Here is a 19,358-nt window from a genome sequence, read left to right on the forward strand (position 1 = left end):
TATACATCCAAGATCGCGATTTTGATCTTGAATGTATAGCCTTTGTTGTGTGAAGAAAATAAGTTAATTGTTCTTTATTTTTAATAGTTCAATCCCCTTTCGTAAATAATAGCAATTGACCACAGTAGTGAAGGAGAAATGTCTCGTGGATAAAAATGCAGAAATAAAAAATGTTTTAGAAAGATTGTCCAATTGGCAACAAGAATTGAATTTTAATGAACCTGTAGAAAAAGACACTGACATTAATCAATACCTTGACTATTACGGTTTCGATTTAAAAAATGTTCACTTTCACTTTGGCATGGTTGAAATTGATAAAACAAAAGTCATTGTACAAATTTTCAAACCAATCCATAGCAAAGGGACAGTATTTTTATTACATGGCTACTTAAGCCATGTAGGCCATTTAAAGCATATAATTCAGTACCTAAATGATAATGAATACACTGTAATTAGTTATGATTTGCAAGGTCATGGACTTTCTGAAGGAAGGCCAGCCTCAATCAAAAACTTTGCTGATTATGTTGTTACAATGGAAAAGCTTCTGAACATAGCACAGGAAAAAATGACAGGCACTTTTTATCTGATAGGGCACAGCACCGGAGCAGCAATAGCTATCGACTATATTCTAAGACATAGAGATCATTTATTTAAAAAGGTCATTTTAGTTGCACCGCTTATTAGATCAAATCATTGGCATCTGTCTAAGTTTGGTCTTGGAATGGTAAGAACCCTTCCATTCCTAACTGATGTGAAGAGGCATTATCGTAAAAACTCGTCGAATATTAGCTACCTGAATTTCACAAGTAAAGACCCCCTGCAAACAAACGCAATCCCTTTAGATTGGATTGGAGCACTAGTTAGATGGAACAAACAAATTCAAAAATACAGACCAACGAACTCAACTACTTATATTATTCAAGGGAATAAAGACAAAACAGTTGATTGGAAATATAACCTTGAATTTATGAAAAACAAATTTAGTCACTCACAGATAGTATTAGTTGATAACGGAAGACATGAACTGTTTAATGAGGCTCAACAAATACGAGAAATAGTCCTTACGAAAATTAAACAATACCTAGAGAAATGACTATGAAAACCTCTAAAAAACCAAGATCAGGCATCTAGACAAACCGTGATCTTGGTTATATTTAAAAATTTAAATCCTTCATTGATTAACAAATTATAGTTAATCATAAATTAGTCCGAATCTTTAGCTAATGGAATCTGATCTAAGTAACCCAGTTCAATCATTAACTCTAACGTATCTTCCCCATACAAACTAAGCTCTGCCATTAAACGAGAAAAATCAACCCCTACATCTTTTCTCATTATTGTAGAAATTGCTGTCCCATACCTTGCAATAGTGGATGATGCAAACACTGCAATTTTATATAACATCATTCGTTCTGAAAAAGGACTGTCTGTGCTATCTGTGATTTCATTTTCGAGAGTAGGAAACTGAGGTAAGTTATCCTTCGCTAATAAAGACTGAAAAACCTTTAAATGTTTCTCTGCGAGTTGTTCTCCACGCTTGAAATGATCTATTAATACTTTTGATGTATTTACTTGCACAAAGCTTGTTAGAAATTCTCTTTCAACTTCTATGTTTCTGATATTAGTGACTAGATGCATTATTTCTCCTGCATTTAAAGGTCGACGTCCAGCAAGCCAACCGCCCATATAAGACTTTTTATGTACTTTGTCCACACTGACAGGAATCGGCAAATGGATTTTCGGATGAAACAACCCCTTCTTTTCCATCAATTCAACTAGTTGAGCATTAAAGTTAGAGGTTCTTGACGAACATGTCAGATAGAACTGACGAACATCATAATTTACTGCTTCTGAATGGGCTACAGTATAGATTGGTCCGGCAGCTTGAGATAATATATATTTAATTAAAATAATAATAGTATCTTTATAAAGGGCTGGTGTTTCGAAATTAAAATCTTCACTTGAAAACCCTTGGGGATGAGGATGACCATATTTTTTAAGCAATTCTCTAACTCCCTGAACCTCGAAATCAGCGATGTCAACTGCATTATGAAGCATTTCAACTACATCCGGATCTGTTGCTGTTTTAATAAAGTATGAAGTAACACCTACAGCCATTGTGTTTCCCATGTAAGAATTCCAAAGGTTTGCTACCTCTCCTGCAGTTAAAGTATATTGATTCTCCAATGCCATTCACTCCTATTGCTAGTGTTATAAGGTTATTCTTCCCAATATTAAATAGAGTATTCAGTAATTTAATAACCTTAAACACTAATCAGAATACTAATATAAAACCAAAAATTAGTATTCACTCAAATAATTTTCAATAGTATTTATACATTGTTCTGTTGTTATAATTGTTGCAAATTCATCATGCAATGTCGCTAAGGAGATCGAATGTATTGATTCGGCATCGTAGTATCTCCCATTTTGATCACTCATACCATATGCCGCTGTGGCATCTGAAATAAGATAAGTCTCAAAGCCTAAATTCCCGCTCATCCTCGTTGTTGTTGATACGCAGTGCGGTGTGGTTAAACCTGTTATTACAACATTTTCTATTCCATATAAATGCAATAGTTCTTCTAGATTTGTTCCAATAAAACTACTATTAACCTTCTTATTTATTATTTCTTCATCTTGCATAGGCTCCACTATCTTTTTAATACCATACCCTTCATTACTTGGATGGAATAATGACTCGGGATCATCTGAAGTGTGTTGAATATATATTACTCTCCAACCTTTTTCTCTCCAGATACCTAGCAGTTTACTAATATTTTCTTCAGCTTCTTCATTATTTCGTTCTCCCCACTTTTGATCGAAAAAAGCTTTCTGGACATCAACTATAATTAAAGCGGTATTCTTATCCACATTCATTCCTCCAATTATTGATTTCCTTTAAGATAGATTATTAATTTTGTTGCTTAGTTATTCTAATCCGACTGCCTGAAACCCTTTATTTAAATGAGAAATGCTCTTTTTACACAATATCTATATACTCCGACGTAACTATCTGACTTCCTTACGGTCTTTATGGGAATAGTGCTATCTCGCCGCTGTGGAAAAACACTCCCTTTCCATGGGGAACGCCTCAGCCTCCTCGCTCGTAAAGAACACTCACTGCGGGGTCTTCAGACTGTTCCTTTCCCATAGGACTAGAATTGACATCCAAGAATTTTCATCACACGAAGAAAATGTGTTCTTCATTTTCGAGGAGTGTCGTATTTTTCCTCCGCTTTGAGTAGCTCACTGTTCAAGGGTGGATAAAGTCCTTGGGGCAATAAATTCATGTGTTTTATTCTTTAATAAAAAGAACACTGCTACTAGCGTAGGCGGAATCCATAGACATCTCGAAAATACAAACCATTTTTCTTTGTGTGGGTTGATTTAGGTAGATAATTAGTCGCATGAAAACTTTTGTTACTTTTCACTCTAGAGTCGATTGCCTAGTTAGCCTACACCACAATCAACCATTATAAGTATTTAGCCCTTGTTGGTTTAATGTAGTTATCAACCACAATGCTATACTAACGCAGGAAATACACGGAGACTCCTGCGGGAGGGAATGGCATAGGTGAGACCCCACAGTGCGTAGCACGAGGAGGCTCAACAGCCACCCGCGGAAAGCGTAGTGTATTTCCGTAGTGGTGAAGAGTGTGGTATTTTACGTCGCAATTTTTCATCAATTGTGGAAATTAAAAAGCATCAATACTTAACTAAAAGAACGCAAAGAATAGCAAAATAACATCTGAATAATAAGCCAAAAGGATGGCTTAGCAAGTACGGATTCTTTGACTATTCTTGAGTCTATTTATAAAATTAAAATATTACTATTCTATTTTTAAAAATTATGTACTTACCTTCTAAGGAGGTGATTGTGTTGATCTCATTCAATAATGTCACGAAGACTTTTGAGGATGGAACGGTTGCTGTCGACGATGTTTCATTTACTGTCAAAAAGGGAAAACTAATCACATTAATAGGACCAAGTGGTTGTGGAAAAACAACAACAATGAAAATGATTAATAAACTCATTCCCATTTCATCCGGCACAATAACAATTGATGGAAATGACATTTCAACAGAGAATGATGTTGAACTGAGACGAAATATCGGTTATGTCATTCAACGAATTGGATTACTTCCACATATGACAATAGAGGAAAATGTTTCATTGGTACCAAAGTTAAAAGGATGGAAAAAGAAGGACTATGAAAAAAAAGTCGATGATTTGCTTGACATGGTCGGTCTTGATCCAAATGTGTATAAAAAAAGATATCCATTAGAACTAAGTGGAGGTCAGCAACAACGGATTGGTGTAATTAGAGCGTTAGCTGGCGAACCTCCGATTATTTTAATGGATGAACCCTTTAGTGCTCTTGATCCCATCAGCCGTGAGCAACTTCAAGACGAATTGAAATTACTTCAAAAAAATATACATAAAACGATTGTATTCGTCACACACGACATGGATGAAGCATTAAAAATTGCCGATGAAATTGTCGTTATGAAGGATGGTCGTGTTGAACAGATCGCCACTCCTACCAAGCTGGTTCAACATCCTATTAATGATTTTGTCCGATCTTTTGTTGGTGATGATCGAGTGAAAAAGGCTTCCGGTAGCAGAGGCGAGCTTCTAGCAGATACAATTATGCAACCAATCCAAGCCGAAGTTGAACTGAACAATCTCCCAGAAATATCTAGCAAATCTAACCTACACGAGGTAGCAAACATCATGCTGTCCAAACAAGCCGAAGCAATTATTATTACTGCGGAAGATGGAAAACCAACAGGAATAATAGAAAAAAATCAATTGCTCAAGGAGCTTGCAGGTATTCAAAAGGAGGTGCAGTAGGTGGATGCCATTCAGGTGTTTTTAGAGACTATCATAAGCAGACAAGATTTAATTGTTGAGAGAACAATTGAACACCTATATCTATCTTTCGTCGCCATATTAGTTGCTGTCGCTATATCACTGCCTTTAGGAATTTATATTTCTCGAAAAAGAAAAGTGGCTGAGTTTTATATAGGAGTAACTGCGGTGCTTCAAACGATACCTAGTCTTGCTCTCTTCGGTTTTCTAGTACCGGTACTTGGTATTGGTGCAACTACTGCACTCGTAGCACTCATAATCTATGCCCTATTACCAATCCTCAGAAATACATACACAGGGATAACTGGAGTCGATGAGGGGATTATTGAAGCTGGTGAAGGAATGGGAATGACAAAAAGGCAAATCTTATGGAAAATCCAATTACCGCTTTCATTACCATTCATGATGGCCGGGGTAAGAACTGCTACTGTCTTGACTGTTGGTGTAGCCACACTAGCTACATTTGTTGGTGCGGGTGGACTTGGAGATGTCATATGGAGAGGTCTTCAATCTTGGAACAATAGTCTTGTGTTAGCAGGAGCAATACCCGTCGCTTTAATGGCACTAGTTTTTGATTTTATCTTAAAGACGGTAGAGAAAAAAGTTACACCTAAAGGCATAAATTCTTAATTCCAGGAGGAGAACATGAAGAAAAATAATTTATTTATAACTTTAACAATAGCAATAACACTATTTTTAGTAGCTTGTGGAGGGAACGATGGAAGCAATGAGGAAGCATCAAAGGATCCAATAGTTGTTTCGGGTAAAAACTGGACAGAACAATATATTCTTTCTCAAGTATTAGCAATTTATATTGAAGAATCCACAGATTACACAATCGATCTACAGGATGGACTAGGTGAGGTAGCAATTCTAACTCCTGCACTTGAAAATGGAGAGATTGATATGTACGTCGAATACACTGGAACTGGTTTGGAAGCAGTCTTAAATGAACAGGCCGAAGCTGGAGAATCAAGTGAAAGTATTTTGAACCGGGTTAGAGAAGGCTATGAGGATACCTACAATGCAACTTGGCTAGAACCATTAGGTTTCGAAAACAACTACACGCTTGCATATACAGAGAGCGCTGATTTCGAAGCGGAAACTTACTCTGATATTGCAGCTTTATCTGAAGATCTATCATTTGGCGCACCACATGCTTTTTATGAACGTGAGGGTGATGGATACGATGCATTTAAAGAAGCCTATGAGTTTAATTTCGCGGCAACAGAGAGCTTCGATCCCAACGTAATGTATAAAGCATTGCTTCAAGGTGAAATTGATGTCATTCCCGCATTCACAACCGATGGACGTATCGAACGGGAGAACATCCAAACAACAGAGGATGACCTAGGTTTCTTCCCTAAGTATGATGCGGCAATTGTAATCAGACAGGAAGTGCTAGATAACTATCCAGATCTTGAGGAGACACTTAATAGTTTAGCAGGACAAATTTCTGAAGCTGATATGCAGCAAATGAATGCACAAGTGGATATCGATGGCGAAGAATATGAAACTGTCGCAAGAGAATTTCTATCATCTAAAGGTTTGATTGAATAATTGTATTAACCACTAACTACGAATAGGTAGCCAACTCGGCTACCTATTTTTCTTCTTTTATATCAGTCTTTATGCAGGTATGGTTCCAATCCTTTCAGCACATCTTCAGGAAGTGCCTGTTCTATCATTGGGAAGATAACTCTCTCTTCCCTTCTAATATGTATATCCAATAGTTGTCCTAGTTCATGCATCATTGGCTCGAGCTCTTCTGTTTGATTAAGGATTTGATTTATAAGTGAACGAATTTTCACATGCTCTAAAAGCATTGCAGTTATTTCAGGATGATCAATCGACTCATTTTGTGCATAGGCAGGTAATAAAATTTCTTCTTCATCGCGAAAATGCTGTTGACCATTTGGTTCCCAAAATAATTGTAACTCCTTCTTCATCTCATCCACCGATAACTTGCTTTTTTCTGTTCCGACCTTTCTTAAACTTAGTGCTAGGAAAAGTGCATGGTGATGATGGTGGGAAAGCGGGTATAACGACTCGTGTCTTTCTATTCCTTTATTCCTTTTTACCATTATAGTTGCCTCCTAGATATGTTTATTCATTTCTTCTTACATCCATTGTATCCGAGAGTCCATTGCTCCGTTGTGACCTATATCATGGCGAATCAAGTTTTACAATCAGCTAAAGTCACGTTTGATTAATCTGGAAGAACTCCATTAAATGCCCTTTTCATTACTTCAGTCGCGACAGCTGGGATATATAATGTACCTTTTTCTATCAGTTTCTCAATATCCTCTTTTGTGTTAGCAACCGTACCGACTGGTATATTATGTAATTTTGCTTTCTTATATACTAATTCAATTGCTTCTTGGACATCGGGGTGATCAATCCCTTCTTTATGTCCCATGTTGACAGATAAATCATATGGTCCAACAAAAGCTAGATCAATTCCCTCCACCCCCATAATTTCGTCGATGTTCTCTACTGCTTGTGGTGTCTCGATATGTGCAACAATTAAAATATTTTCATCAGAAGCATCCATGAATTTCTTGCCTGCATGATATCCATAGCCTGCAGCCCGTGTCATTGGAGCAGTTCCTCTTGTGCCCATTGGGGGATATTTAGCTCGTTGTACCACTCTTTTTGCGTCCTCTTTTGTATTTACCATTGGTACTTGGATTCCTAACGCACCACGATCGAGCGCTTTTTGAATACTTGAAGGATTATAGTCCACTCTGACAATTGGTACCAAATCAACTAACATAGCGGCACGAATCATATTTTCCATTTCAATAGCACCATAGGTCCCATGCTCATCGTCAATTATAACGAAATCATAACCAGCATACCCAAACATCTCCACAAGTGAAGGTGAATATATTCCAATGATCATTCCAACCGAAGCTTTACCAGCTTTTAAATTCTCTTTTACTTTGTTATGTAACACGACAATCACTCCTTAATTGCTCTATCAGTTCTATCTTCTTTGCAGGAAGAAATTCTATATCGAACAATTTAATTTTACCATATATTTCTACAGCAACTACTTTGAAAAAGTCTGATTATTTAATTGCTACTTCATTTGAATTTGTTTTCTGAATAAGTAGACCATTTCCAATGCAAACTATTAAAAAGGAGGCGAATGTGGGATGGATAAGAATCCAGAAGAACTCGAGCATCAAGATTTGGATATGGATCATGCGGAGGCCGAAGAGGTTCTTGAGGATCTTGCCTTTTATCGAACATTAGTCGCAAATGTATGTATGATAGGTGACCCCTCATCAGGTGATTGGGTCCTTGTCGACACCGGGGTTGCTCACTATAGTTCACGAATCATTGCGGCTGCAGAAAAAAGATTTGGTAACAATCCTCCAAAAGCAATTATACTTACACATGGGCATTTTGATCATGTAGGTTCAGCTAAAGATTTAGCGAAATTTTGGGATGTACCCATCTATATCCATACAGAAGAATTAGATTATGTAACTGGAAAAGAAACCTATCCACCTGCTGACCCTACTGTAGGTGGCGGTACTCTGTCACTACTTTCCCCAATTTTTCCGCAAAAACCAGTAAATTTAAAAAAATGGATAAAAACTTTACCGGAGAACGGTGAGATTCCTTTTTTAGAAGAGTGGAAATACATTCATACCCCAGGGCACAGTCCGGGTCATATCGTGTTGTTTCGAGAACGTGATCGTACTTTAATCACTGGTGATGCAATTGTAACGGAAAATCCCGAATCAGCAGTGGCAATCTTCATCCCTTTGCAAAAAGTCTATGGTCCTCCGGCTTATTTCACCTCTAATTGGGATGACGCTGAGCAATCAGCAAAAAAACTGGCAGAACTCGAGCCAGAAGTACTTCTAACCGGACATGGCTTACCAATGGAGGGTGACATTTTACGAGAGCAACTCAATGAACTCGCTGATAACTTTATGGAACAGGCTATACCCAAAAATAAAAAACATTAACAAACTATCACTTAAAAAATATAAACCCCTTGTTTAAGGGGTTTATAACATATTAATAACTTAAAAAAGATTACCTACCCACTCCTTTATTGAAGCGAGGATTCTTTTTAAAAAGTTTTTATCATCAGCTTGGGTTTCGTCGGTGTTTGCCGTTTCTGCTTGCTCATTATCTTCTAGTACAGCTGATTGGTCACTCTCGACAACCGTGATCATCTCATATCCATACTGTTCCTTGATAACGTTCACATTTTCCTCACTATAAGGAGAAATACCAACTTCTATTTTGTTACCTATGGTATCTAGTGATGTATGATGGATTGTTATGCCTTCATCTTTAAAATCTTCAAAATCCATTTCTTCTAATTTGGCTAGTAATTGATCTTCGGTGTATTCCACTTCTCGAAACTGAATTTCTGCGTGCTCAGTTAGAAATTGTTCCATCGCTTGCTTATGCTCTTCAGCTATTGGCTCAGTGAAAGAAAAGACAAGTATCCCTAGATCTCGTTCTTCTCTATCAATATGCAGACTTGCAAAAATACCATCATCGATGTTTTTTTCAATATAATCCCTTATTTTGTCGATAACTTCCGAATGATTTGGATCAATACCTTGTTTTTCCCATTCTAATATCTTCTCGGTTAAATCAGCTGGATTTGCTAATCCCACTATAGGACTAGAAAATAAGATAAAAGTACTTAACGCTGTTACCATCAACCGCCTCAATGAAAAAACCCCCTTACATTTGGATTGAAAAAAGTAATCTTTTTTATATGGACGTAAGTTTTCTCATTAAGTTACAGTTTTTTCGGAAAAATGAGCGGATATAACTAAAGGTATTAGGAGAGAGACTCCTAATACCTTTGTACACTTCTGTTTTAAGAACTTGTTCCTGAAGAGGATATCTCTTCAAAGGGTTGAACAATAACAAAACCATCTCCGGAAAATTCCATTTGAATCGATTCTCCGCTTCCACGACCAAGTAATGTTCTAAAGCTTATATCTGTTCTGAAGTCTGGTTGTAGATGTCCTGACCAAGCTACTGTTGCGTTAGGATCAGTGATAACATTTTCACCAGGACGTACTAGTAATGTTAAAGGCTCATAATGAGAAGTTATCGCAACTTTTCCGCTTCCTTTTAAAGTTACATTGAACAATCCTCCGGACATCATCCCAGCTACTTTTTTCATTAGTTTAATGTCCCACTCAATACCTGGCTCAAATGCAAGAAGGTCATTACCGTTCACTGTAATTGAATCGTTATCAAGTTCTAAAATTGTAATCTTTTTACCTTGATCTGCAAGATATAAACGACCATTACCAGTAGCTTTCATTAGCGAGCTACCTTCACCAGTAAAAGCTTTTTTGAACATTTTACCTACACCATGTTCTAACATCTTTTCCCGTTCAAATTTGATTTGTCCATTATACGATATCATCGAACCGGCTTTTGCCCAGACCTGGTCGCTCAAGTTAACTTCTAGAATACGTGGTGTTTCTAACTCAAAATATTCATTTTCTCCTTCATCCTGTTTTGTTTTATTAATGAATTCTTCAATTGAATATTTACCCATTAACACTCGCCCCTTTCGTTAAAGCATGATAGCTCTTTATACGTTTTTAGAAGTTGAAAAGTTTCAACTAAACCTCGCACAATAGGATTCAATCTAGTCATTAGTTTTATTTTGCTTCTCTTTTATAATTACCCATCCCCAATAAAAACTAATCGTGATAATTGGAATCCATATAGGTAAGTATTGCAGTTCGCTAGGCAAGAAAATAAACAAAAGGATTGTTAAAATCAGAGCCGGGATCATGACCACAAACCAGATTCTTAAATGTTTGTTTTCAAAACTGAGCTCAAACTCTTTCATCTTCACATCACCTTTTCTTCTATTTAGTTTCCGCGTACTTTCTCCCGTTCTTCTAGCTCCTCTTCCGAAGGTCTACTATCCTTTATGAAGAATGAAATAATTAATCCGATTAAGGAAAGGACAGAAACAACGATAAATGCAACATTTGCACCATGAATATCAGGATATGAAATTTCCGGGCGAAGTTCTGCGGTTTCAGCAGTAGTTGTCATAACTGTTACAAGAATAGCTGTACCAACGGAAGCTGCAATCATTCGCATCGTGTTGTCCATTGCGGCACCATGTGGAATTAATCTTTTTGGTAATTGATTTAACCCCGCCGTAGCAATTGGCATCATCACCATTGATAATCCGAACATCCTGATCCCATACATAACTGTAATAAAAGTCATTGATGTCGAAGCATCTAACCTAGTAAAAGCAAATGATGAAATTGTAATAATTGTTAAACCGACAATTGCTAACTTTCTCGCACCAATTTTATCAAATATCCTTCCTGTTATTGGAGACATAAAACCGGTAATTAACGCACCAGGTAACAAGGCTAATCCAGCTTGAAGTCCAGTGAAATCACGCATATTTTGCATATATAGTGGTATAAGTGTTTCTACTCCTATTAACCCCATAAATACAATCATGCCAACAATTACAGCTAAAGGGAAAATCGAATAGGTAAAAACTCGAAACTCCAACATTGGATGTTTCATCTTTAACTGCCTTAAAATAAATAAAGTAAGGGCTAGACTACCGATTCCAAGTGATAAAAGCGTAATTGGAGCCAACCACCCATAATTTCCAGCACATGTGAATCCATAGAGTAATCCACCAAACCCGAAGGAAGATAAAATAATCGATAAGACATCAACTTTTGGATTCTTAAGCTCTGTAACATTTTTCAAGGCAAAAAAAGCAACAACGATATCAATTATTGCAATTGGGAGAATGATAAAGAATAAAAGCCTCCAGGAATAATTTTCCGTCACCCATCCTGATAATGCAGGGCCAATTGCAGGGGCAAAAGATATGACAAGCCCGATTAACCCCATTGCTGCACCACGTTTATTGACGGGGAAGATCATAAGGAATACCGTCTGCATCAGTGGTAGCATAACACCCGCTCCACTTGACTGGATGACTCGTCCTACTAATAAAATCTCGAAGTTCGGAGCTATTCCAGCTACCAATGTTCCAAAAGCAAATACACTCATTGCTGTGATAAACAGCTGCCTCGTTGTAAATCGTTCTAATAAGAAAGCACTAATTGGTATCATAATTCCGTTAACAAGCATAAACACAGTCGTTAGCCACTGTGCCGAGTTAGCAGTAATACCCATTTCTTTCATAATCGGTGGTATCGCTGTAATCATTAGTGTTTGATTTAAAATGGCTATAAACGATCCGGCGAGCAGAAGCGCGACAATAGTGGACCTCTTGTAACTTGATGTTTGCATACGTTTGTTCCTCTCTAAGTAGAAAATATAATAAATAGAAAAATTCACTATATGAGTATAGCATCATAGCCACTCATGTCACTAAATTATAATTGATGAACACTAAAAATAAAAAGCAGAAAGCAGCTAGGGCTATATCCCCTATCCCTAACTTTTTCTTTTCACCTATATTATAGATTATTATTTTTAAAGATAAGAAAATAATCATACCTATGGTTGAAATTTGTAAGAACACGATGACTACATTACTATCATTTAGATAAATAAATTGCAAAATTGTCAAAAGTAATGTGAAAATACCTCCAATTACATTTTTAGTCTTCTTATGTATTTCATCATTAAATAGAATCTCTTTTAAACTATATTCATGGTCCATTTTTATTCCACCTTTTTCACTCAATCACTTTACTATACTAACATATTATTCCATTTTTAATTGATCGTTTTTTTGAACTTTCCTCTTTACATTAACGTAACGTAAAAGAGGATCTATCTGATAGCTAACTTAAAAGATAGTGGTAATAACTGTTCCAATTCTTCTTTAAGTAATGCTGCGACGTTAAGTTAAGTACAGCTGTTCACATATTAATTTTATCATAATATTCCAATAATTCTTCAAATACAAAAAAGGGATCTTCATAATCGATGATCCCTTCCTAAACTATTGCATTCGTTTCTTTAAGAGATATTTGCAAAATTTTGTTCTTCCTTTTTAGATTTTATATAAGTATAAAGTAATGTAGTTACTGTTATTACAACTTGGGCTGTTATTACAATGATTTTTATAAAGGTTGGCACAAGATTAGATAATAAAAACCATATTATTACAACGATAACCAATGGTACTAACAATAAATTAAATTTAAACTGTTTCTTATAACTCAAATCCCAATAGGTCTTCATACACTTAACCCCTTTTTCATTAAAAATAGGAAGCTAAATAAGCGTTACCACTTTTTTAAGAGCGCATCTGTTAGTGAAAGATGTTTTAACTCTATTAGCTTCCTTTTTTGATTAAAGCGAGAATTCCAGCGATTAAACCAGATATACTAATTCCAATTAGAAACGTATATGGATTGAAATATAGATAGTTTAAATGGATGTCTTTCCACCAATTCAGCCAGTTACCCATTGGATAGTAAAGTTCGCCTTTTATTGTTGAAACAAAATCCATTTGATAAACAATTGAAAAACAACCAATCGTCAAAGTCATCGTGATTATTAGTAGACTCAACAAAACATTCTTCATTAATAGAGATTCAAATATCTGCTTTGAAAGAACAATGCAAAAAGAAAGAAATAGTAATATTGAGATAAAGATATGCAGAATATGTGGGTTACCATTACCAGAAATACTTTGGGGTGAAAGAGTCATCAAATCATAGATAATATAAAAATTAAAAGCATTAAACAGCAAAGCGATAAAGAGTATTATCAAGTTGTTATTCTTTTGACTTTTAACGTCTAACAATTTTAATAGTCTAACTGTGATAATAATTCCTGTCACGAGAAACCCATATAAAATCATGAAAATTAACATATCAGGTAAGCCGCCTATCAATGCTCTCATATTATTCACCCCTTCATTATTAGCTTACTGAACTAATCATCTACGTTAATTTAAGTACAGTTGCTTACATTTTAATTTTAACATAATATTCCAATATTTTTTCAAATACAAAAATAGAATCACCGAAATCGGTAATCCCTAGTCAAACTATTGCACCTTTTATTTTATGTGAAATACTAATCAGTCGTAATTGATAATCTCCATAAGTCTTTCACAATTATCCGTTGAGACATTTTCAGATAATCTTGCTCCAGCTATGACTGGCGCCCACTGAAAAACTTCAGACCTTAAAATCCCACTCTTTTGACAATAAGTCGCAAGTACACAACTTTACATCAAAAAATATACCCATACCCTGATAAGCAATTACTGTTTTTTTACTTTTGCGATAACGGTTAAAATATCGCCTTTCTTAAAGTATTTAATTACAATGTTAGGTTTAAAATCTTTCCCCCAATATCATAATCGATATAATTAAAGGAATAGATGCCCTTAATCTTCTAACAAAGATTTATATTTATCTACATCATTAAATTTTGTTGAAAAATATACTGGAATGTCATCAATATTTTTCATTTCAATTGGTTGACCCTTATTTAGTCCCTTTACGATAATATCAAAGGAGTTATCGCTATTTAATGTGATTTCAAATTCTTGCAGATCGCCATTAATTTTATACAAACCAGTTCTCAATTCTTCATAAGTTCCTTTATCTACTTCCCTGTTATCAATGTATTCAATAAAACTATTATCATCTGGTTGAAATGACATTTGAACAATATACCCATTCACATTTTTGCTTTGATAGCCACCTTTTAATGCAGGGATTATGTTAGATGAAGCACATCCTCCTAATAATAAAACAAGAACAGTGGTTACAAATAAAATACCAAATATTTTTTTCTTCATAAGAAAGTACCACTCCTAAATTTAATAAATAACCTAACAATATTTTAAATCCAGTTTAAAAGATGGAAAATTCGAAAAAACTTTGTTGAACTAACCTGCTGCTTTAGTGGAACAAGGGCGCAAATCCTATTGAAGTAAAGCACCCGTTAATTGAATAAACATAAGGTGTTTTTAGACAACAACTATCTTGTTCTTTGCCACTCACTCAAGATTATTAACTATTTCAATAATCTCTGTTTTCGAAAACCTCACAGGTTTTGGAGATATTCTGATTTTATAAGATAAATTCATAAAATAACTCAATCCATCTTCAACCCATAAAATATGATGAGAATTTTCTCCTTCTGCATATAAGGCAGTTTTGCTTTTTTCTAAAGCTATTTCTTCATACTGCATTGAAGCGTCCCAATCCAATGCAGTGTCTTCTTTTAATTCTTGCGTATTTTCTACAATCAAAGTAATGCTATGTCCGTAACCCCCGTATCCTAATTCAATGATTTCACTTGGTTTATCTGTTTTATTTAGACTTGCTCCCGTCTTCTTTATAGGAAATGGCGAATTATCTTTACTAATTTGTTTAGGTACAAATGATACTGCGGACAATGCCTTTTCCATCGACATATGTTCACCATATTTTATGTCCTCACTAATATTTCCTTCATTTGGTTGAGTGGTTTGTTCCTCTGTTACCTCATTGTTACAACCTACAAGTAGAATAGTTAATGTTAAGAAACACCATATTTTCTTCAAATTGCTTTCACCCCCCCTTTTTATTTTGTCTTACGATTTCTTAAAGTCTTATTGAATTAATCTGCGTCTATAGTTGAACAAGGATGCAATCCCTTATTCAAGGAAAGCACCCTTTTGTTTAAGAATATATTTAGTCACTACTTTTTTCATTATCTACTGAAAAAGCTGTAATATCTGATTCTTCATCAATAACACCCTGTTGTTGCTTTATAAGATAATGGATTATAGAGATTAAATAACAAAGCAATAATATGATGACCATTCCTATAGATAAAATGAATGGTTCTAAATTACTTCCACCATCAACAGAAAAAAACTTGGTTAAAATCGTAAATAGAAAATAGCTACCAATAAAAGTTCCAAAAAATATTCCAACAGATACTCTCACCTAATCCCTCCAATTATAATTTAATTTTATTTGAACTAACCTGCTCCGTTAGTTTAAGTGTGAAATTGCACAACCTCAGTATTATTTCTATGTATTTCAACATAGTATTTCAACATAAATTTCCAAATTCCTTTGTTTCTTATAGTAATTCACTTTTTAAATCTCAGGAAATTCACAAGGCGAATTATTAATTTCCATATGTGAAAATGGGTATGTTTGTTATGTGATTTTGAAATGAAATAGTGATAAATCGCTGTACGGCAATGAAATATCGCAGTGAATTCTATTATTGTAGAGAATACTGGATACTGGCGCATCATAAGGGATCTTCAAACACGTGGGACTGCGATTATTCTTCCCATTGAAAAAACTTTTGCTTCCATAGGACAAGGAATGGATGGTATTTTTCATCTACTGCGAAAATTTAAGAAACAAAAAGAATCCAGAAATAACCTAACCCTATATAAAAGTTAAAACCCCAGTCTCATCGACTGGGGCAAGATAGAATTTTTCTGTATAATAAGATTTGGAACTTTTTATTTAAACCAACCTTTTTCCTTAAAACGAGTTATTGCTTCGATTCTATTACTAACTTCCAATTTATCTAAAATTACTGATATATAATTGCGGACAGTTCCATTTGTAAGATAAAGCTGACTAGCTATCTCCTTCGTGTTTTTCCCGTCTGCCATTAATTTAATTACCTGTTCTTCTCGTTCGGTTAGTGGATTAACATCGTTATATGCCATGTCAACTAGCTCGGGAGCATACACACGACGTCCATCCATAATTGCTCGGATTGAGCTAGCTAGTTCCTCGCTAGGACTATCCTTTAACAAATAACCACTAACCCCTGCATTTCTAGCACGTTCGAAATAGCCCGCTCGTGCAAATGTTGTTAAAATAATCACCTTGCACCTATGATCTTTCAGTTCTTCTGCAGCATCTAATCCACTTTTTAATGGCATTTCAATATCCATTATGCAAATATCCGGATCGTGTTGTTTCACTAAAACTAATGCTTCCTCGCCATTCCTCGCTTTACCTACAACTTGCATATCTTCTTCCAAATCTAGCAAAGATCCAAGAGCTCCAAGTAACAAGCCTTGGTCTTCGGCAAGTACAATACGAATCACTCCAATCCCTCCTATTTCGATTGTTTTATTACATTCGGTACCCTTACCTGAAGTGTTGTTCCTCCAGATGACTCAACGTCTAAACTTCCATTGACAAACTCTAATCGTTCTCTCATTCCTTGAAGACCATGCCCATTAACAGATTCAATACCACCGGACATACCAACACCATTATCTTCAATTTTAATGAGTAACTCGTTCGGCGATTGCTCAATAAGAATGTCACAGGAAGATGCTTGACTATGTTTAACTATATTAGTTACAGCCTCTTTTAAGCACATACTTAGCACATTTTCAACCAATAATGGTGTATTCGTTAGTACCGAGTTACCTTCTAAGTTAAATTCAATTTGAGCCGCTTCTAATATCTGTTCAATATGAATTATTTCATCTTTTAGCCTTACCCCTCGCATATCCGAAACCATCTCACGTACTTCCTTTAACGCGGTTCTTGCTGTTTGATTAATATCACGAATTTCATTTATCGCCGAATCAGGATTTACTGATACTAATTTTCCGGCCAAATCACTTTTTAAGCCAATCAAGGAAAGCTTCTGTCCTAGTGTGTCATGTAAATCACGCGCGATTCGTTGACGTTCTTCAATAACCATTAATTGAGAGATCCTTTGATTGGCATCCTCTAATTGACCTTCTAATTTTTCGCGTTTTATCCGGTTATGCATATTGAAAGGAAGTAAAATTACACCAACAATACAAATAACAATGAAGGGTACTTGATTTAAAAATATATCTGTTTTTATTAAAAAACCCGCTGTTATTGCCCCAATTGTTGTCACAAGATGGACCACGTACAGTGTTATAAAACCAGCCTTATTTTGGACATTCCCAATGAAAAAGGCTAAGAAAAGTGAAAAATAAACATAACCGAATAATAATGTCAGGATAATACTTATAACCATATCAATCCCTACCCAAAGATAAACAAGTGCACCTTTGGTAACAAAAGAAAGCCTATAAGAAGTGAAGAACAATAAGATTAAGAAAATCCCTATCAAAATATCATATATGGATGACGACTTAAATATAAAATAAAAAGGCAAAATGCAAAATATAATCCAAATATATGAGCTCAGTCCGGTATTTCTTGGAAAAATTTGATACCAGTTCTGCATAGTAGTCTCCTTGGTTGCCAATGTGTCTCTGGGGTGTATAAGCATGATAATATTCCGAAAGTCCATTAAATCTTCCCCTTAATTTCTCACTAATAGTATAACAAAAAAATACATTTCTCACTGTAATAAGAAAACCCTTCAGTTAACATGCTGAAGGGTTTTCGGAATGCACTTTTATTTATCTTGAAAACTAGGTCTTTGGTTCTTCAGCTGCATGTTTGATTTGGAGTTAGCCATTAATTCCTTAACCTCTTTAAAACCTACAAATGTCTTGTTTTTCTCATCGTATAGTCTAAATCGGATTGACACTAGACTAGCAGCTAACGTAATCGTTGTTGCTTTTTGAAGTGGTGGTGTAGATTCATGTGCCTTCTCTAGATTATAATTCGGTACTCTAGGGCTTAAATGGTGCACATGGTGGAAACCAATATTCCCTGTGATCCACTGCATTACTTTTGGCAATTTATAATATGAACTACCGTCTACTGCAGCTTTTACATAATCCCACTCAGCTTCATTTTCAAAATAAGAATCCTCAAATTGATGCTGTACATAAAACAACCAAATTCCAAGTGTACCTGACACGAATAGAATCGGAGCTTGAATGATTAAAAATGCTTGCCAACCAATTGCCCATATTAAAAGCGCATAAATAATGGCAATAGATGCATTGATTACGTAAGTGTTTAAACGTTCTTTTCGTTTCGCACCTTTACGATTAAAACGATTATCTACTAAGAAAAGGTAAATCGGACCAAAGCCAAACATAACAATAGGATTACGGTATAGGCGGTAGGTTAGCTTCTCCCAGAACGGTGCAGAAGTATATTCATCTACCGTCATCACCCACATATCTCCTGTGCCACGTTTATCTAAATTACCACTCGTTGCATGGTGGATAGAATGGCTTCTTTTCCATTTTTCAAAGGCAAAATGGGTAATTACCCCAGTAATTGTACCAAGAATTCGGTTCGCTTTTTTATTTTTGAAAAATGATTGGTGTGTGCAGTCGTGAAAAATGATAAATGTTCGAACAACAAATCCGGCTGCAACCACTGACAATGCCAAAGTTAACCAGATCGAAATAGATAAGCTTTGGTATGCAAGGAACCAAACTATAAAAAATGGTGGTATCGTATTTATTAATTGTTTTATACTCGCTTTAGTGTCAGATGTTTCAAATGGTTTTACATTTTTTCTCAATTGTGCTGTTTTTTGCTTACTCATAGGTTCCTCCTTAAGCATGTATAATAATGCTTCATCTGGAATTTGTAATACTACCAATCAT

22 protein-coding genes are annotated in these 19,358 nt (G+C 35.4%); 5 read left to right on the forward strand and 17 right to left on the reverse strand.

Annotation, left to right across the window (positions count from 1 at the left end):
• The first annotated feature begins 145 nt into the window (after positions 1-145).
• Positions 146-1,093, forward strand: a complete 948-nt coding sequence (locus tag GH741_RS12515) for an alpha/beta fold hydrolase (RefSeq protein WP_153737136.1) — start codon at positions 146-148, stop codon at positions 1,091-1,093.
• Between the two features lie 110 nt (positions 1,094-1,203).
• Here the strand turns inward: GH741_RS12515 and GH741_RS12520 are convergent, their stop codons facing one another.
• Together GH741_RS12520 and GH741_RS12525 are read right to left on the reverse strand one after the other, a co-directional pair.
• Positions 1,204-2,187 carry a DUF3231 family protein gene (locus GH741_RS12520; RefSeq protein ID WP_170287628.1) on the reverse strand — a complete coding sequence of 328 codons (984 nt, stop codon included), beginning with the start codon at positions 2,185-2,187 and terminating at the stop codon, positions 1,204-1,206.
• A gap of 114 nt (positions 2,188-2,301) precedes the next feature.
• The gene (locus GH741_RS12525; protein ID WP_338079412.1) at positions 2,302-2,874 is read right to left on the reverse strand and encodes a cysteine hydrolase family protein; all 573 of its coding nucleotides are present in this window, start codon (positions 2,872-2,874) and stop codon (positions 2,302-2,304) included.
• A gap of 1,009 nt (positions 2,875-3,883) precedes the next feature.
• Here GH741_RS12525 and GH741_RS12530 point away from each other — a divergent pair.
• From GH741_RS12530 to GH741_RS12540, 3 genes are read left to right on the forward strand one after another with little or no spacing between them, the layout of a single operon-like run.
• Complete coding sequence (locus GH741_RS12530; RefSeq protein WP_153737139.1) at positions 3,884-4,858, forward strand: ABC transporter ATP-binding protein; 975 nt, start codon at positions 3,884-3,886, stop codon at positions 4,856-4,858.
• 9 nt (positions 4,859-4,867) lie between these two features.
• Positions 4,868-5,506, forward strand: a complete 639-nt coding sequence (locus GH741_RS12535) for an ABC transporter permease (protein WP_338079422.1) — start codon at positions 4,868-4,870, stop codon at positions 5,504-5,506.
• Between the two features lie 15 nt (positions 5,507-5,521).
• Positions 5,522-6,436 carry a glycine betaine ABC transporter substrate-binding protein gene (locus GH741_RS12540; protein WP_153737140.1) on the forward strand — a complete coding sequence of 305 codons (915 nt, stop codon included), beginning with the start codon at positions 5,522-5,524 and terminating at the stop codon, positions 6,434-6,436.
• A gap of 62 nt (positions 6,437-6,498) precedes the next feature.
• Here GH741_RS12540 and GH741_RS12545 read toward each other — a convergent pair whose 3' ends face one another.
• Together GH741_RS12545 and GH741_RS12550 are read right to left on the reverse strand one after the other, a co-directional pair.
• Positions 6,499-6,960 (reverse strand): hemerythrin domain-containing protein, encoded by a 462-nt coding sequence (locus tag GH741_RS12545; protein WP_153737141.1) that lies wholly within the window; start codon positions 6,958-6,960, stop codon positions 6,499-6,501.
• A gap of 125 nt (positions 6,961-7,085) precedes the next feature.
• Complete coding sequence (locus tag GH741_RS12550; RefSeq protein ID WP_205677334.1) at positions 7,086-7,835, reverse strand: aldolase/citrate lyase family protein; 750 nt, start codon at positions 7,833-7,835, stop codon at positions 7,086-7,088.
• 202 nt (positions 7,836-8,037) lie between these two features.
• Between GH741_RS12550 and GH741_RS12555 the strand changes: the two genes are divergently transcribed.
• Entirely contained in the window at positions 8,038-8,862 is an 825-nt protein-coding gene (locus tag GH741_RS12555; protein WP_153737142.1) for an MBL fold metallo-hydrolase, read from the forward strand.
• Between the two features lie 60 nt (positions 8,863-8,922).
• On the opposite strand, the gene GH741_RS12560 is transcribed toward GH741_RS12555, so the two are convergent.
• From GH741_RS12560 to desA, 13 genes are all read right to left on the reverse strand, one after another.
• On the reverse strand, positions 8,923-9,585 hold the full coding sequence (locus tag GH741_RS12560; RefSeq protein ID WP_153737143.1) for a hypothetical protein: 663 nt from the start codon (positions 9,583-9,585) through the stop codon (positions 8,923-8,925).
• A 152-nt stretch (positions 9,586-9,737) separates the two neighbouring features.
• Positions 9,738-10,433 (reverse strand): AIM24 family protein, encoded by a 696-nt coding sequence (locus tag GH741_RS12565; protein WP_153737144.1) that lies wholly within the window; start codon positions 10,431-10,433, stop codon positions 9,738-9,740.
• 93 nt (positions 10,434-10,526) lie between these two features.
• Entirely contained in the window at positions 10,527-10,733 is a 207-nt protein-coding gene (locus GH741_RS12570; protein WP_153737145.1) for a hypothetical protein, read from the reverse strand.
• A 23-nt stretch (positions 10,734-10,756) separates the two neighbouring features.
• Positions 10,757-12,184 (reverse strand): DHA2 family efflux MFS transporter permease subunit, encoded by a 1,428-nt coding sequence (locus GH741_RS12575; RefSeq protein ID WP_153737146.1) that lies wholly within the window; start codon positions 12,182-12,184, stop codon positions 10,757-10,759.
• Between the two features lie 73 nt (positions 12,185-12,257).
• Positions 12,258-12,560 carry a hypothetical protein gene (locus tag GH741_RS12580; protein WP_153737147.1) on the reverse strand — a complete coding sequence of 101 codons (303 nt, stop codon included), beginning with the start codon at positions 12,558-12,560 and terminating at the stop codon, positions 12,258-12,260.
• Positions 12,561-12,862: 302 nt separating this feature from the next.
• The gene (locus GH741_RS12585; RefSeq protein WP_153737148.1) at positions 12,863-13,087 is read right to left on the reverse strand and encodes a hypothetical protein; all 225 of its coding nucleotides are present in this window, start codon (positions 13,085-13,087) and stop codon (positions 12,863-12,865) included.
• Between the two features lie 94 nt (positions 13,088-13,181).
• Positions 13,182-13,754: a hypothetical protein gene (locus tag GH741_RS12590; RefSeq protein ID WP_153737149.1), complete on the reverse strand. Its 573-nt coding sequence runs from the start codon at positions 13,752-13,754 to the stop codon at positions 13,182-13,184.
• Between the two features lie 492 nt (positions 13,755-14,246).
• The gene (locus tag GH741_RS12595; protein WP_153737150.1) at positions 14,247-14,663 is read right to left on the reverse strand and encodes a hypothetical protein; all 417 of its coding nucleotides are present in this window, start codon (positions 14,661-14,663) and stop codon (positions 14,247-14,249) included.
• Positions 14,664-14,864: 201 nt separating this feature from the next.
• Positions 14,865-15,413, reverse strand: coding sequence for a hypothetical protein (locus tag GH741_RS12600; RefSeq protein ID WP_153737151.1), 549 nt, complete (start codon positions 15,411-15,413; stop codon positions 14,865-14,867).
• A 130-nt stretch (positions 15,414-15,543) separates the two neighbouring features.
• Complete coding sequence (locus GH741_RS12605; protein ID WP_153737152.1) at positions 15,544-15,801, reverse strand: hypothetical protein; 258 nt, start codon at positions 15,799-15,801, stop codon at positions 15,544-15,546.
• Between the two features lie 536 nt (positions 15,802-16,337).
• Positions 16,338-16,937 (reverse strand): response regulator, encoded by a 600-nt coding sequence (locus GH741_RS12610; protein WP_338079413.1) that lies wholly within the window; start codon positions 16,935-16,937, stop codon positions 16,338-16,340.
• An 11-nt stretch (positions 16,938-16,948) separates the two neighbouring features.
• Complete coding sequence (locus GH741_RS12615; RefSeq protein ID WP_153737238.1) at positions 16,949-18,070, reverse strand: sensor histidine kinase; 1,122 nt, start codon at positions 18,068-18,070, stop codon at positions 16,949-16,951.
• Positions 18,071-18,244: 174 nt separating this feature from the next.
• Positions 18,245-19,297 (reverse strand): Delta(5) desaturase DesA, encoded by a 1,053-nt coding sequence (gene desA, locus GH741_RS12620; RefSeq protein ID WP_153737153.1) that lies wholly within the window; start codon positions 19,295-19,297, stop codon positions 18,245-18,247.
• Positions 19,298-19,358: the final 61 nt, after the last annotated feature.

It is taken from the genome of Aquibacillus halophilus, assembly GCF_009649745.1.
In the GTDB taxonomy this organism is placed as follows: domain Bacteria; phylum Bacillota; class Bacilli; order Bacillales; family Amphibacillaceae; genus Aquibacillus; species Aquibacillus halophilus.